The sequence below is a fragment of the Virgibacillus profundi genome, from assembly GCF_002287375.1.
In the GTDB taxonomy this organism is placed as follows: domain Bacteria; phylum Bacillota; class Bacilli; order Bacillales; family Amphibacillaceae; genus Virgibacillus_K; species Virgibacillus_K profundi.
This window is the reverse complement of sequence record NZ_NPOA01000010.1, coordinates 117,085-132,804: the sequence shown is the minus strand read 5'-3', so window position 1 is coordinate 132,804 and position 15,720 is coordinate 117,085. Positions and strand designations below refer to the sequence as shown.

Genomic DNA, 15,720 nt, shown 5'->3' with positions numbered 1-15,720 from the left:
TACCTGAAAAAATATTCGTATCATGGTAGAGTAAATCGTTTTTAGCCTAAATGAAGGTTTTTTGTCTGATAACATTAAAGTTAATAGATCAATAATAGGAGCTGGGTATATGAAAGATCAATTAATGAAAATGCTTGAATCACGAAAAAGTGAAATCATTGAAATTCGCCGTTATTTACACGAACATCCCGAGCTTTCTTTTAAAGAGGAAAAAACAGCAAAGTATATTGCCGATTTCTACAAGGATAAAGATGTACAAGTCCAAACAAACGTCGGAAATGGATATGGCATTATTGTCACAATTAAAGGTGGAAAGTCTGGCAAGACAATTGGACTCCGGGCTGATTTTGACGCATTGCCAATCCATGAAGAGACAGATGTTCCGTTTAAATCAAAAAAAGAAGGAGTTATGCATGCTTGCGGACACGATGGTCATACAGCATATTTGTTGGTTTTGGCGGATTGTCTCATTCAATTAAAGGAATTGATTCCAGGCACAATCAAAATCATTCATCAGCATGCAGAGGAAACGCCACCAGGTGGTGCAAAAAGTATCGTTGAATCGGGCGTACTTGATGATGTTGATAATATTTTTGGGGTACACTTATTCCCAACTGACCCGGCTGGTGTTGTGGGTTACCGGAGTGGATACACGATGGCTGGGAGAACTTATTTTAAACTGGGAATTCAAGGCGTTGGTGGACACGGTTCATCACCGCATAAGGCGAATGACTCCATTATTGCAGGGGCCCATTTTGTGACAGCTGTACAGACAGTCATCAGTCGCCGATTAAATCCATTCGAAATGGGCGTTGTAACAATTGGTTCCTTTGACGGGAAGGGAACATTTAATGTTATTAAAGACCGTATAGAGCTCGAGGGTGATGTAAGATATATGAACAGTAAAACACAACAATTGATCGATAAAGAAATTCACCGACTTGTTCCAGGCATCGAAACCGAATTTGGCGTCCAGTGTGAACTTACCTATACTGCAGATTATCCACCCTTATATAATGATCCGGAAATGACTGAAGTCGTGCGAAGTAGTCTGGAGGAAATGAATGATCCCGATATAAAAGGAGTTCGTGAATTTCCGAAACTTTCCGGTTCGGAGGACTTTGCTTACTATGCGGAAAAAGTTCCAAGTACATTCTTCTTTATCGGATGTAAACCAAAAGGGATGGAGGAAGCCTATTTTAATCATCATCCAAAATTTGATATCGATGAAGATGCCTTACTTGTAGCTGCAAAAGCGGTTGGACAAGTAGTTTGTGATTACTTTGAGATAGGGTGAGCATAGATATAAAAAGTGAAAAGGCAATACCGGGCAATAGTAATGAAGATCATTTCCCGGTACTGCCAGATTGCTATAATGGCCGAGCACAGTATCTATCTAATCAGAATCCCGACTTCCTCTAATGTTTTACATGCTGCTTCAATTTTATCCATTGTATTTGCTTCTAATGTGTGGAGATGAATGCCTTCTGTCAGCGTTGATAAATAGGAAGCATTGGTCTCGTTTATTTTCTTTATAAATTGATCCACTTCTACACGACTGCTTACCATAATGGAAGCAGTTAAATCGCCATAAATAGCATGTTCCACAATTACGTCCTTAACAGTAACACCATGATCAACAATACTATAAAGTTCTTTTTTCGTTTGTTCAGGTGTGTGATTACATACAATAACCATTCGTTGTAAATCTTCATTCATTTGTTGATTGATGAGCAAATAGCCTTGGCTTGTTGCGATAATGGGCTCATTTTTAGCCTTCAAAATAGATACATCCTGAACGATTACCTGTCTGCTCACATTCGTTTTATTGGCAAAATCACTGCCGGTAATAGGATGCTCTGCTTGATTTAACATATCCATGATAAGCTTCTGCCGGTCTGTAGAAGACATTTTGCTTTTATCATTCATAATGATCCCCCTTAAATAATGATCCGTTTATTTTATTTTCGCTCTCGAGCCCAGTACCATATCTGATGGGCATTGGAGAGTTATCCCCTAAACAAAAAGTGACGAAATTCTTCTGGAGTCGAAAAAATTCTCTTGCTATTATAATAATCTTATGTAAATATAGATGTCAAGACAGGTGGATATACTAATCAAGCTATTAATCAATGGAAAAGATTTATTAGGAAGTAACTGAGATAATAGAAAGACAGATTTACAGTATTTAATCACGAAGCAGTGACTTTAATGTGAATGTTTTCACGTAGTGGACAGCATGTTACTTCATAAAAAAGGGAGAATAGAAAATGAATCAATTAAAATTACAAGCACTGCTCCAATCCTTTTTACTGGAGGATATTGGAGATAATGATATAACAAGTCAAGCTATTTTTCCGCTGGAAGAGATAGGAAAAGGCGTATTTATCGCAAAAGAGGATGGGATTATTTCCGGTCTGGACATCATTAAAGCAGCTTATCAAATACTTGATTCCTCTATTGAAGTTACTTTGTATTTTACAGATGGCGATAGGGTGGCAACTGGTGAGAAAATTGCGGAAGTTAACGGTCCCATTGCTCATTTGCTCACAGGGGAGAGAGTTATTTTAAATTTGATACAGCGTATGAGTGGGATTGCGACGATAACAAATGAATGTGTAGAAGCATTAAATGATCCTTCTATTCAAATTTGTGATACAAGAAAAACCATCCCTGGACTCAGGATGTTTGACAAATATGCTGTTCTTAGCGGTGGTGGAAAAAATCATCGACAGGGCTTATATGACGGTGTGATGATTAAGGATAATCATATTTCTTTTGCTGGATCGATTACGAAAGCGGTACAAGCTGTTCGAAAGAAAATTGGTCATATGGTAAAAGTGGAGGTAGAAACAGAAACCAGGGAAGAAGTGCTGGAGGCAGTTGAAGCTGGTGCTGACGTGATTATGTTTGATAACCGTTCACCAAAAGAGGTAAAGGAATTTACAATGTATGTACCGGAATCAATCGTAACCGAGGCATCTGGAGGAATTACACTTAAAAATTTGCCTTCTTATCAGAGTACAGGTGTCAATTATATATCTTTAGGATTTTTAACACATTCTGTAAAGGCATTAGATATTAGTTTGCAAGTTAAAGAGGGAAATAAAAAGTGAGTATGTTAGGAGAGGACTAACATGTTAAATAAAGGGTTTAATAGACTTGGATTTGTACTGCTGGGTTTGCTATTTTTAGCAGGATGTGGAGAGGAAGAGGCTTTTATTTCTGAAGTGACCTCAAAATCAGAAGCAAATGATCCATTTCAAACAACAATTATTGGTGGGCGAACTGGTGGTGCATGGTCTGTGTTCACGGAAGGTGTAGCAGAATCAATTCGGCGGGAGCATGACGGGTCTATCATTACCGTTGAACCAGGTGGGATCGTAGAGAATCCGCCAACAGTAGGTACAAATACTGTTCCTTATGGATTGTCCTATGCCATGACTGCATATGCTGCCTACATTGGAGAGGAACCATACAATAAAGCCTATGAGGATATTCGGGCTATAAGTGTCGTCATCCCTGCAAACTATTACCAATTTATTGTAAGCGCTGATACGGAATATGAATCTATTGATGAAATGATTGAAAACCAGGTTCCGCTTCGCTTAGCAGTTGATCAGAAAGGATCAGCTGGTGAAATTATTACACGGAATATTTTACAGGAGTACGGTGTTACCTATGAGGATATCATTTCCTGGGGAGGATCGATTGACCATTTAGGTGGATCTAAAACATTTGAATTGATGGCTGATAATCGAATTGATGCTACTGGAGATGCGGTCTCTGTTCCTTCGAGTGATATTATCGAGGCATCAACGACAACTAATCTTAAATTATTTTCATTAAATCAGAAAGTAATTCAGGCGGTGTCAGAAAATCTGGGAATGGATGCAGGTACAATTGAGGCTGGTAGTTACAATTTTTTGAAAACAGATATTGATACGGTTAATACTCCAGCAATATTAATTGTACATAAGGATGTGCCAAAGGAAGAAGTCTACCAAATTACGAAAGCAATCTACGATAATTTCGACTATCTGGGTACAGTCCATGAGGAATTTAAAAATTTAACGCTTGAAAATGTTGCGGATATTGGTAATGTTCCACTTCATCCTGGAGCTGAAAAGTTTTTCAAGGAAAAAGGATTAATCGACTAGACTGGCTTAAAAATCTTTAAATGAATGCTCAAATAGCTTTTTGCTTTAGAAGGAAGGTTTTGAATCTTGAACTATAAAAATAGACTAACAGCATGGTTTAAAGAAGGGGATAAGCGTACATTATCAGGCTATCATTTAAAATTATTTTCTGTTTTTGCATTCATATTATCTGTATTTCAAATTTGGTCTGTTGTTTGGGGAAGATTAAATCCAATTAACCAAATGGCTATTCATTTGGCTTTCATATTAGGAATAACCTTTTTAGTTTATGGCTATTCCAAAAAAGCTAGGCAAAGGAAGCTGCCAACAAGTGTTGATTATATTTGTACTTTCTTAGCTTTAGGTGCTGGAATTTATTTCACATTTCATGCAGAGCGAATTGCAGTAAGAGTTCCAATTATGGATCCATTAACGAATTTGGATATATTCTTCGGACTGGTATTTGTGCTTCTAAGTATTGAAGCTGCACGTAGAACGATTGGTTTGCCAATTATCGTTATTGTTTTAATTGGTATCAGCTATGCATTATGGGGTCATCATTTAAATGGACTTATGTGGCATCGGGAATTTTCAGCTGTAGAAGTTTTAGATGATCTGGCTTTTAGTTTTAATGGTCTATGGGGTTCACCAATTGCAGTAGCGGCTTCGTTTGTTTTTATGTTTATGTTATTTGGATCATTTCTAAATAAAGCAGGAGCGGGAGAATTTTTCTTTAAGCTCTCTACAGCTGTAGCAGGAAGGTCAAAGGGAGGGGCAGCTAAAGTTGCAGTTTTGGCCAGCGCATTTTTTGGTTCCATATCAGGAAGTCCAACAGCGAATGTTGTTACAACTGGTGCTTTTACGATTCCTGTGAGTAAGAAAACAGGCTATAAACCATCATTTGCAGCTGCGGTGGAAGTGGCTGCCTCAACAGGAGGAAGTATATTACCACCAATTATGGGGTCATCCGCTTTCCTAATGGCTGCAGTAACACAAATGTCCTATGGATCCATCGTTATCGCAGCAATTATACCGGGAATACTTTACTATGTTTCGTTGTTAACGATGGTTCATTTCGAGGCACTCAGACTGGACCTGCCACGTACTGCTAAAGAAGATATTCCTCAGATTTCTCACGTACTGAAGGAAGGATGGTACTATTTTATTCCTTTAGTAGTTTTGCTCTTTTTCCTGATACAAGGCTATAGTGCATCAAGAACTGGATTTTATGGTATTCTGTCAATTGTTATTGTAAGTTGGTTCCGTAAAAATAAACGAATGGGGATCAAAGCAATTGTGGCTGCAATGATCGATGGAGCTAAATCTTCTATTCCCGTTACAACTGCCTGTGCAGCAGCTGGCTTAGTCATAGCTGGAATTATGTCCACTGGTCTTGGAGGGAAATTAACAAGTATAGTACTTGGATTAACGGAAGGGATGCTACTTCCTACATTATTATTAGTCATGATTATTTGTATTATCTTAGGGATGGGAATGCCTGTAGCTGCAGCGTATATTTTAACAGCAATGCTGGCAGCACCAGCTTTAATTGAATTAGGTGTATCTACTTTGTCAGCACATTTATTTATCGTTTATTTTTCTATCTTTTCAGCAATTACACCACCGGTTGCAGTGGCAGCCTTTGCAGCAGCTGGGATTTCAGGCAGCAATCCGAATCGAGTGGGATTTGAGGCTGTAAGATTAGGCATAGTTGGATTTATTGTACCATTTATGTTTGTGCTGGAACCTTCATTGCTGATGGATGGGTCATTAGCTCAGATCATTATTGCTTTCATGTCTGCAGTAATTGGTGTGGTCACATTGGCAGCTGGGATTATTGGTTGGATGATAACGAGGGCGACTATTCTTGAGCGGCTGTTATTAATTGCTGGTGGTTTTATGATGATGTATCCAGGATTATTGTCTGATGGGATTGGAGTAGGATTGATTATTTTGGTGATGGTAATTCAGCGAAAACGGGAACCTGAGTTATCAGAGAAAAAATTCAGTCAGTCTTTGGAAAAACAAAAAATTGAAGATGGGAAATCGATTGGGGTAAGTAATTGATTTTGATAAGAAGTAATCGCATGTAAAGTTCAGGAGCGGTTACTTCTTTTTGTTTGGCTAAACGATTTTCAGTAGTACCGAATAAGAATTTCTATTCATTAATAAAAGAGTTGGTTGAATCCAGTTCTCCTTTTATCCGTTTTACAGATAGCTTGTTACCATTTAACCATTTTTGGAAGTCCAATATTAATGGCCATCGGTCTCCACCAAGTGCGATCCAGGTTTTCATTTCTTTTGGTAAGTAAACAGCTGTATGCAATGTTCCTGCCCATGCTCCATATTTTTTGGAGAAAATTCCTTTATCCGTGTCATTCAACATTCGAAAAGCTTTATAAGGGTCAGTGATGTTTCCTTGCTGTTTTTCCATTTTCTGCTGCCTCTGAATAGAATCATCCATCCGGTAGCGGTTTTCATCTGTTAATTGCTCAAAATGATTGGTGCATATATTAGCCTTGTGAAAGGTAACACTTCTTGGAGACGCTTCTACAACGATTGATGCACCTGTTTGATCAAGTAAAGCATAATTAAAAGAATGGCGGTGTGGAATTTCCTTTAAAAGCGAAATAGCTTTGTCGACATTTGCGCAGTTTTCCAATATAATCCGGCCAATCATATTGCAAACAAACCCATCATCCGACTTTTTACGATTAATAAAGTTATAACCCATTACCAAACCTTTTTCATTCATTCCATCTGTTCGTCCTGTTATTTGCATGGATGGGCCGATTACTGCATAACCACTGTCTGTTGGCTCATAAAGTAAGTAACGTCCTTCGTATGAGATTGGTTCATTATCATAATTGCGAACCATATAATCGGAATCGGAGAAAATGGAGCATCCTGATCGACCGTATTCGTAATAATACCCGCCAAATTCCCGAATAGCATCTTCCATATCCATAGATAAAGCATCTGCTAGACCGTGAAGTTCTTCCCAAATTGCAGGGGCAAAACGAGAAAACGCCTGCTGCACCTCATTTTTTTCAAATAGAAAATGTCTCCATTGTTTATCCCATTGTTTTTTACGAGCAGGTAGTATTGGGGAATTTCTCAGTAGTTCACCCTGCATATATCCAAAATCATAATGGTTTCCTCGAAACTGTATGATATCACTAAATACTTTTGTCATTGTATTTCTCCTTCAATCTTCAATATTCCATTAGAAAATTCTTCATTAATATTAAAGCTGCCGACTGGAAAAATAAATGTCCATGGCATACTTGTTTGCTTCTCAATTGTTATAGGAGGAGAAAAAGTGTGTTCAGCGAAAATTTTATCATGTATAGAATAGGTTAATTTTTGATTGTGGAAGGAAATGTCCTGTTTACAGGTGTTATGGATTAGAGAACAGCAATCAATAGTTCTCCGCGATGGTTTTTTGCCTGCCAAAGTGAAGTGAATTGGATGCTTTTTTCAGCTGTTAAATTTACTTTGTCAAAGACCTGTTTGATATTTTCCCTATCCTGTTCTGCAATTGTTTTATCCCATGCGGATTCAAATATAAGCTTCTGCATTCTCTCATACCTTCCATATTCGACTTTCTTATGATTATAAAGCTTTTTGCAAATAATATATACTTATTTACGCTTAGTGGGAATTTCTATTTAAACAAAATGGTGGAGGATACTGGAATTGAGTTAAACCCCAACACTTGAGGATGTCCCCCTGTATTCAGGAGATGGTTCTGTTTAATGAATTCCCACCAATTTAGCGAATAACTCGTAAGACATGTTAAAAAAGGCTTGACTACTCTCGCGGTCAATCTTTTTAAACTTTTTTGAAAAGTGAAGCTTCATGGTAATTATGGCATTGATAAGTTTATTTTGTTATAATATGTATCCATAAATATTTTTTTACTTTAACTGAATAGTCATTCAGTTTTGTCGGAAAAGGAAGATTTCTATGAAAAAAAGCTGGAAAATATTTTTAAATGATTTAGGGAATATTGGAACAAACTGGGTTGCGGCTATTCTGATAGGTGGACTTGTTTTCCTGCCTTCATTATATGCATGGTTCAATATCGGGGCTTCTTGGGATCCGTATGGCAGAACAAATCAAATCCCTGTTGGTGTAGTTAATGAGGACAGTGGTACTGTTGTTCGTAGCCAGGAAATCCATGTAGGTGATGAACTTGTTGATACTTTGAAGAAAAATGACTCAATGGACTGGCAATTTGTTGACAGAAGCAAGGCCATGGATAAATTGGAATACGGTGATTATTTTGCTGTAATTGTCATCCCCGAGAATTTTTCTGAAAACCTGGGCACAGTCATTAATGATAAGCCTGAAAAAGCTGAAATGGAATATTATGTGAATGAAAAGATAAACGCTGTTGCCCCAAAAATCACGGAGAAAGGTGCGAGTGTTATTGTCGGGCAAATCAGCAGTAATTTCATTTCTACGGTAAACGGTGTTATTTTTGATATGTTTAATGAAATTGGCATTGAAATGGAAAAGGATCTTCCAGATATAAAGCGTTTTGAGAATTATGTTTTTAAAATGGAAAAAAATCTGCCGGAAATTAATAAGCTGCTAAGTAAAACATTAACAGATGCAGAAAGTGCTCAGGAAATAATAAACAAAGCCCAAGGACTGATACCAGAAGCGAAAAGTGTATCAAACGATGGATTAAAGACGATTGATGATACGACAGCCTTTCTGAATGATGCCGAGAATCGTCTTAATGAAATGGCTCCTAAAATTGAAAAGGACTTAAAATATGTGCAGGAAATTGCAAATGATATGAATGAATTTATTACTGAAATTCAGGATACGAGTATTGACTTCAGTAATGGTGATGAGCTAATAAACCAGCTGGATCAGAAGACGACGGAAGCGGTTGGGACGATTGAAATAATCGAGAAATCCTTGCAGCAGCTTAAGGAGCAACGTCCTGGAGATTCTCCGGAAAACGAACAGATAAATCAAGCCTTGGAACAATTGGCTGTATTGAAGACCGGAATGAAGGAAATACAGACAAATAGTTCGGATCTCAGATCTTTTGTTGATGAAAAAAGCAATGAAGTGAATGATGTTCTTACGAGTTTGAACGAGGTTTCTAAAATTACGTCGGAAGGAATTGATGCATTTATAAAAGAATACAAGGAATCCATTGAACCAACTGTCTTGAATGAAATTGCCAATGCGAAATCTACACTGGGCCGAGCAAGAAATATACTTGCGGAAATACAGGAAACCATACCCGTGGTTGAAAAGATCTTATCCAGGACCCAATCCAATATGGTTGAAGGGAAAGGCACACTGGAACAAATACTTGATGAGTATCCATATGTAAATGATAAAGTGAACGAATTGGCTGACAGGATACGGGAAATTCAGGGTGAAACAGATATAGATCAAATAATAAAGTTACTTCAGAATGACCCGGAAGCAGAAAAGGGATTTTTCTCTGAACCAGTTCTTCTAAAAGAAAATAAAGTCTTTCCTATAGAAAATTACGGTACGGGAATGACACCGTTTTATACCGTTTTGGCAATATGGGTCGGTACGCTGCTATTAATTTCATTATTAGCCACAGATGTGAATGGGAATGAAAGCTTCAGCGGTAGGCAGGTCTACTTTGGCCGATTGTATACTTTTGTAAGCATTGGTTTTCTGCAGACTTTAATTGTAACTTCAGGGGACATGCTGCTGATGAATGTCGCAGTGGCGCATCCAGTCTGGTTTATATTATTTGGACTGCTTATCAGCCTGGTATTTATGCTGATTGTTTATACGCTGGTTAGCGTATTTGGAGATGTCGGAAAAGCTATGGCAATCATTTTACTTGTATTGCAAATTGCAGGATCTGGAGGTACCTATCCGGTAGTGCTCCTGCCAGAATTCTTCCAGTTTATCAATCCATTTCTGCCATTTACGTATGCGATTGATTTAATGCGGGAAGCCGTTGGAGGCATTGTATGGAATAGAGTGTTTCAAGATCTTATCTTTCTCTCGTTATTTGGTTTGGCTGCAGTCATATTTGGCACCTTTTTAAAGCAGACAATCAATAAACAAACCAATAAATTAATGAAAAAATCAAAGGAATCAGGGCTGTTTCATTAGTGTGAATTCTATGCCCGGACTTCCTTATAGGGAGTATTTAATTTTTTCACTGCATAAGTAATACTTCGGAGCATATTCAGGTCGCAGATGATAAGTATTTTTCGCTTGAATTAAGGAATTTGCTCAGGAAGCCTGCACTCCAGAGTATAAGGGTTTCTAAGTAAGCAAAATACGCTTTCAAGATTCCTTTTAACAAATGCCAAGTTTTCTAAGCAAAATTCAAACGAAAGGAGAATTCTCAATTGAATGTCCGAATCGAAATAACCTATCGAACGCCGAAGGGTACGGAGGCAGTTTTTAGTTCAGAAGAAATGCGAGCGAAACATGCCCTGCTTATTACAGAGGATTTAGAGAAAACTGGGCGCATCAAAAATTTAGTATTCATCGATACTCATGACAATACATGGAACCTGAAGGAATTTAAAAAACTGATCGAGGAAATCCAAACAGAACCACATGATGTAACAGTTTATTTTGATGGGGGTTTTGATTTTAATACAAGAAAATCAGGTCTTGGCTGTGTTATATATTATGAGCAAAATGGAAAGTCACTTCGGCTTCGGAAAAATGCTTTAGTGGAAGAGCTCGAATCTAATAACGAGGCAGAGTATGCATCACTTCACCTGACTCTTAAAGAATTGGAACATTTGGGTGTCCATCACCTGCCAGTTATTATCTTAGGAGATTCTCAGGTTGTAATTAACCAGTTGAAAGAAGACTGGCCATGCTACGAAGAGAATCTGGCAAGATGGGCTGATCGAATTGAAAATAAAATTGATAAAATGGGATTAGATGTAACATTTAAACAGATACCAAGAAAGACAAATCAAGAAGCAGATCGATTAGCAACACAGGCTTTGCGGGGGATTGATATTTTGAGCACATCTGAAGTGGATTAACCAGTTGTTGAAAAATAAATGGAAAGCGGATCTTTTCCACCTGCTCCTTGATGGATAATAATAGTTTTTTTACACAAAATACCTTTTGGAGGTGTTTTGATGAGTGAAAAGAAAAAAGACAGTGGGTTTAGTGATGAACAGGCTGTAAGAAAAAATTTACCTAAGCAATTTGATCATGAATTAGCGAATGAACCCCTTACAGCAAACGAAAGATTAAATAATAAAAAAACAAAAAAGCGACAGTAATCTATAAATGAGCTATTTGGGCTTGAATTTTAAGTGTTACTCTGTTACATTAAGCATATCAATAAAAAATCTAATAATTTCTTATTTTAAAGTAATTTTTTAAAGTAAGGGTAGAGGTGCAAAAACCATTAGTACTTATGTGGAGGAGAATGAGCTCTGAAGAAACATGAGGAAAGGGGAATTTGCCGAAGTGAAAGGATGCTCATCATCCTGTAGCTGGTTCTGTTATTGAATAAATGCGGAATTGTCATATAGGAAACTAACTATATGGAGGGCTATCTAGCTAAGAACTATAATATATGTTCTTTTAAGCAGCAGCGGCTCTCGTTGCTGCTTTTTATTTTGGCTCTCCACACCACAAATATATAGGAAAAGGTGTGATGTTAAGATGAATTTTGGTAAAGTATTGACGGCAATGGTGACACCATTTGATCAGAGTGGTGAAATTGATTTTGTAGCAACAGAAGGTCTAATAAATTATTTGATTGCAAATGGATCAGAGGGCTTGGTGGTTGCAGGAACGACTGGTGAATCACCAACCTTGACACATGAAGAAAAACTGAAATTATTTAAATTTGTTGTAAAAAAAGTAGATGGAAGGGTATCTGTCATCGCTGGAACAGGATCGAATAATACAAAAGCTTCCATCGAATTGACTAAAGAGGCAGAAGCTGCAGGTGTTGATGCAATTATGCTTGTTACACCTTATTACAACAAACCATCCCAGGAAGGAATGTATCAGCATTTTCGGGTGATTTCAGAAAATACATCATTGCCTGTGATGCTTTATAATATTCCTGGTCGAAGTGTAGTAAACATGGAGCCTGAGACGATTATCCGTCTTTCCAAAATAAAAAACATTGTATCAGTTAAAGAAGCAAGTGGGGATTTAGATGCAGCAGCTGAAATCATCAGCAAAACACCCGATAACTTCAGTGTGTATAGTGGGGATGATAGTTTGACATTACCGATGCTATCTATTGGCGGAACAGGTATCGTATCTGTTTCTTCTCATATAATTGGCAATGAAATGCAGGAGATGGTTCAACATTTTCAAAAAGGGGAAGTCATCGATGCGGCAGCAATTCACCGTAGTCTGCTACCAATTATGAAAGCACTATTTGCAGCTCCCAATCCAACACCTGTAAAAGAAGCATTGAATCGGATTGGTATACCGGTTGGAAGTGTACGTTTGCCACTCATACCATTAAATGAATCGGAGCGGACTTCGTTATACAAAGTAATTTCAGGATATGAACTAAAAGAAGCTGTTGGGTATTAATTACAGGAAACTCGGGTATTCAACGTAAGATAATAAGAACACCACCTACAAAATTGGGTGGTGTTCTTATTCATTAAATCGAACGCAACAACAACCGCTTCAACAGTGGCGCAAAATGTTCCGGCAACTCCGCTACACTTGGAATCATCAACCGTTCCTTGCCATATATATTTTTCATTATTAGGTCATCTCTTTCATCAATTTCTCCATCTGCCAGAAACATCCCGATAACATCAATGCCTTGTTTGCGTGCATCTGAAACAGCTAAGTTTGTGTCAACAATTCCGTTTTGATCGTAATTATCAGCTGCTGGCTCACCATCAGAGAATACGAGGAGAAATTTATTTTTTTCTCTTTTGGCTGCAAGCTCTTTTGTGATGACACGAATGCTGAATCCATCCCGATTATCTTCTTGGGGTTCAAGCTGCATAATTCCGGCGCCGGTATTTTGATGAAAAGAGTTGGTAAACGAATGAATGATGTGAAAATAGTTCGGTTGATAATTTTCCTTTACGTCATTTGCATCCTCCCAAAATCCGATTATGGAATGAGGGATTCTTAATTGGTTTAATACTTCATGAAATAGAACAATGCCTCGTTTTGTTTCTTCCATTTTATTATGCATGGAGGCAGAACAGTCTACCAGCAGGGTGAAAGCAGCATCTATTTCATTGGATTCCTGGTTTTTCTTGTAAAACACCCTTGGATTATCGTCGATTACAATTGGGAGTAATTTTTTTGAAAGACGTCCAATGATTAAATCTTTTCGGGGAGCATTCTTTTTATGCTCCAGTGTTTTTTCAATCGTAGCTGCAAGCTTTCTTTTAAAATTTTCGATATCCCTGACATACTCCTGATAAAGTTCCATATCCTGGATTGAAGGTGGGTTAGCTTCTTTAACAATTGCGACAGCATCTCTATTTTCCTTGCCATACACACTTTCATTTTGATTGCTTCCACGATTAGCTTCCTGTTTTTCCAGTGATTCCAGCTCAGAATAATCATTTCTTTTACTTTGTCCAGAAGCACCCTGAATTGTCCCCATTGCCTGGTCAGCATCTTCCGTTTCTCTTGCGCCACCGCCCTGGATATTAGTTTTAGTTCCTACATCCAATTCAAATTGGAGAAAGGTCTGCTTTCTGTCACTATTTTGGTTTTCCCGATGCCAGGTGGAAAAGCGTTGATCGATATACTCATTATTTTCCTCATCCACTTCCTCTTTGTCATCATTCGCCACATCATCAGTGCGGGTTAATTCGTCAAATAATGTATTCATCGTAAAATCTTCAATATGGGAAATTGGAAAAGTGAAATATTCATTTAGGCTGTCCTTATAATATGGCTCTAATTGAAATACGATTTCCTTGGATAAACGAACAATATCCTTTGTGTTTTTTGCTTCAAAAATGGCATATAGGATCGGTTTTAGTTTTTCCATTTGACCAAGTTGCCTCACGTTTGCCTGAGGAAAATCAGGATCCGGCTGATCTGCCTGAACGTTTAAATAGATGAGACAAAATAATTCATCAAGTGGGTAGCTCTTGGTTACATTTGTATTTAATTGTGTTTCAAAATAATGCTTGAAAAATTTTTCCCTAACAGCAAAGTCCTTATTAGTGCCTGGTCTAGCTTTCTTCACGGTTTCTTCAAGTCGTAAATCCTCCAATAAAGTAATGAGCTGAGAAGCAAATTTTGGCAGACTTGAATCCTTCATGTTTTCTAAATAAGCCTTCATTGCCGGGACATTTGAATGATTTAGTGTTCCTATTGTTCGCAGGAAAACATCTGTTTTATAACCAGATTCCTTGATCTCATGATTATTAATATCCCAGAAACGACTGCCGGCAATTTTTCCGTTAATAATATCAATAAATGATCCATAGTTATATTCGAATTTTAAATCAGGATTATCCGATAATACCGTGGCTAGATCCTGCAGCTGCAGAAAAAGGTTTGTATCTACCTTGGAATCATCCCAGCGGTTATACTTCATCTAAGCATCCTCCTTCCTTAGAAAACTTGGCTTATCGCCAAGCCTTAATGGCGAAAGCCTTAGTTGCCCTTATACTGATTTCCTGAAAAAAGTTATACTTTCCTATCAGTGTAAAATAGAGTTTCTGCTAGATTTCTCACAAATTCTTTTTCTCTTTCTTCATCCAATTTATCCACAATTGAACGGAGAACAGCACGTTTTGGAGGAATAATTACACTCATATCACAGGCGTCAAGCAATGCACGAATGGATGCTGCATCTTCGGACAGCTTACCTTGAGAGACAGCATTAATAAGATCAGAAGATAATTTGACAAACAAATCGATCATCGTTTCGTTCGATAGTTTTGTATTTGATTGGATCAATTGCTTTAATTGTTCTCCCTCAATATACGGTACTTCAATGACAATAAAGCGATTTTTTAGTGCTTCGTTTAATGGGACAGTGCCAATATATCCCTCATTGATCGCCGCAATGACGTTAAAGTCATCTTTTGCAGTAATAATTTCGTTTGTAAATGGGTTGGTGACTGTCCTGCGGTAGTCAAGAACTCCATTAATGAGTGGTAAAGTCTCAGGCTTGGCCATATTAACTTCATCTATATATAAAAAGGTTCCATTGGTCATTGCATTTGTCACAGGACCTGGAATGAATTCAATTACTTGTTTTTCGTCTTCATAAGCTAATGTTTTGAAGCCCAGCAAGCTTTCGGCATCCAGATCAACTGAACAGTTGACACTGAACATAGGTTGATTAAATAGATTTGACAGTGTTTCAGCAAATTTTGTCTTTCCAGCACCTGTTGGGCCTTTTAATAGAATATTTTTACCCAGGCTTAATGCTGTGATTGCATCAATTAATAAATCTATGGAAGGTGGTACATAGCCACCATGTCGGATTAGATCTTGATATGCATCATTGCTTTTTTTCTGATTTGAATTTAGAATTTCATTTATTTCTTCTGGCAGGTTGTAATGTGTGTTCATCTGTGAGCTCCTTTCAGCAATATTGTAAACCTAATTCAGTGGA

At 37.6% G+C, this 15,720-nt stretch carries 14 protein-coding genes and 1 riboswitch; of the genes, 8 read left to right on the top strand and 6 right to left on the bottom strand.

The window, feature by feature from the left end:
• Positions 1-109: 109 nt before the first annotated feature.
• A complete protein-coding gene (locus tag CIL05_RS14775; protein WP_095656322.1) occupies positions 110-1,297 on the top strand; it encodes an amidohydrolase in 1,188 nt (395 codons plus the stop codon).
• Positions 1,298-1,392: 95 nt separating this feature from the next.
• Here the strand turns inward: CIL05_RS14775 and CIL05_RS14770 are convergent, their stop codons facing one another.
• Positions 1,393-1,929: a transcription repressor NadR gene (locus CIL05_RS14770; protein ID WP_095656321.1), complete on the bottom strand. Its 537-nt coding sequence runs from the start codon at positions 1,927-1,929 to the stop codon at positions 1,393-1,395.
• Between the two features lie 341 nt (positions 1,930-2,270).
• Here CIL05_RS14770 and nadC point away from each other — a divergent pair, with 341 nt between their 5' ends.
• The 3 genes from nadC to CIL05_RS14755 all read left to right on the top strand — a co-directional run bounded on the left by nadC (position 2,271) and on the right by CIL05_RS14755 (position 6,206).
• Positions 2,271-3,116, top strand: coding sequence for a carboxylating nicotinate-nucleotide diphosphorylase (nadC, locus tag CIL05_RS14765; protein WP_095656320.1), 846 nt, complete (start codon positions 2,271-2,273; stop codon positions 3,114-3,116).
• 21 nt (positions 3,117-3,137) lie between these two features.
• A complete protein-coding gene (locus tag CIL05_RS14760) occupies positions 3,138-4,160 on the top strand; it encodes a TAXI family TRAP transporter solute-binding subunit (protein ID WP_095656319.1) in 1,023 nt (340 codons plus the stop codon).
• 66 nt (positions 4,161-4,226) lie between these two features.
• On the top strand, positions 4,227-6,206 hold the full coding sequence (locus CIL05_RS14755) for a TRAP transporter permease (protein WP_165769142.1): 1,980 nt from the start codon (positions 4,227-4,229) through the stop codon (positions 6,204-6,206).
• A 91-nt stretch (positions 6,207-6,297) separates the two neighbouring features.
• On the opposite strand, the gene CIL05_RS14750 is transcribed toward CIL05_RS14755, so the two are convergent.
• Genes CIL05_RS14750 through CIL05_RS22295 form a run of 3 tightly spaced genes read right to left on the bottom strand, consistent with a single transcriptional unit; the run spans position 6,298 to position 7,720 of the window.
• Positions 6,298-7,335 (bottom strand): C45 family autoproteolytic acyltransferase/hydrolase, encoded by a 1,038-nt coding sequence (locus tag CIL05_RS14750; RefSeq protein WP_095656317.1) that lies wholly within the window; start codon positions 7,333-7,335, stop codon positions 6,298-6,300.
• The gene (locus CIL05_RS22935; protein WP_165769141.1) at positions 7,332-7,595 is read right to left on the bottom strand and encodes an SLAP domain-containing protein; all 264 of its coding nucleotides are present in this window, start codon (positions 7,593-7,595) and stop codon (positions 7,332-7,334) included. Before CIL05_RS22935 ends, CIL05_RS14750 begins: the two co-directional genes overlap by 4 nt.
• Entirely contained in the window at positions 7,547-7,720 is a 174-nt protein-coding gene (locus CIL05_RS22295; RefSeq protein WP_165769140.1) for a hypothetical protein, read from the bottom strand. The genes CIL05_RS22935 and CIL05_RS22295 overlap by 49 nt, the downstream gene beginning before the upstream one ends.
• A 388-nt stretch (positions 7,721-8,108) precedes the next feature.
• On the opposite strand from CIL05_RS22295, the gene CIL05_RS14740 reads away from it, so the two are divergent.
• The 4 genes from CIL05_RS14740 (at position 8,109) to dapA (ending at position 12,698) form a co-directional block, all read left to right on the top strand.
• Positions 8,109-10,271 carry a YhgE/Pip domain-containing protein gene (locus CIL05_RS14740; protein ID WP_095656315.1) on the top strand — a complete coding sequence of 721 codons (2,163 nt, stop codon included), beginning with the start codon at positions 8,109-8,111 and terminating at the stop codon, positions 10,269-10,271.
• A 242-nt stretch (positions 10,272-10,513) separates the two neighbouring features.
• Positions 10,514-11,170: a ribonuclease H family protein gene (locus tag CIL05_RS14735; RefSeq protein WP_095656314.1), complete on the top strand. Its 657-nt coding sequence runs from the start codon at positions 10,514-10,516 to the stop codon at positions 11,168-11,170.
• A 99-nt stretch (positions 11,171-11,269) separates the two neighbouring features.
• Complete coding sequence (sspO, locus tag CIL05_RS14730; RefSeq protein ID WP_095656313.1) at positions 11,270-11,416, top strand: small acid-soluble spore protein SspO; 147 nt, start codon at positions 11,270-11,272, stop codon at positions 11,414-11,416.
• A gap of 103 nt (positions 11,417-11,519) precedes the next feature.
• Positions 11,520-11,702, top strand: a riboswitch (Lysine riboswitch).
• 102 nt (positions 11,703-11,804) lie between these two features.
• The gene (gene dapA, locus CIL05_RS14725) at positions 11,805-12,698 is read left to right on the top strand and encodes a 4-hydroxy-tetrahydrodipicolinate synthase (RefSeq protein ID WP_095656312.1); all 894 of its coding nucleotides are present in this window, start codon (positions 11,805-11,807) and stop codon (positions 12,696-12,698) included.
• Positions 12,699-12,771: 73 nt separating this feature from the next.
• Here dapA and CIL05_RS14720 read toward each other — a convergent pair whose 3' ends face one another.
• Entirely contained in the window at positions 12,772-14,691 is a 1,920-nt protein-coding gene (locus tag CIL05_RS14720) for a vWA domain-containing protein (protein WP_095656311.1), read from the bottom strand.
• 92 nt (positions 14,692-14,783) lie between these two features.
• A complete protein-coding gene (locus CIL05_RS14715) occupies positions 14,784-15,677 on the bottom strand; it encodes an AAA family ATPase (RefSeq protein WP_095656310.1) in 894 nt (297 codons plus the stop codon).
• Positions 15,678-15,720: the final 43 nt, after the last annotated feature.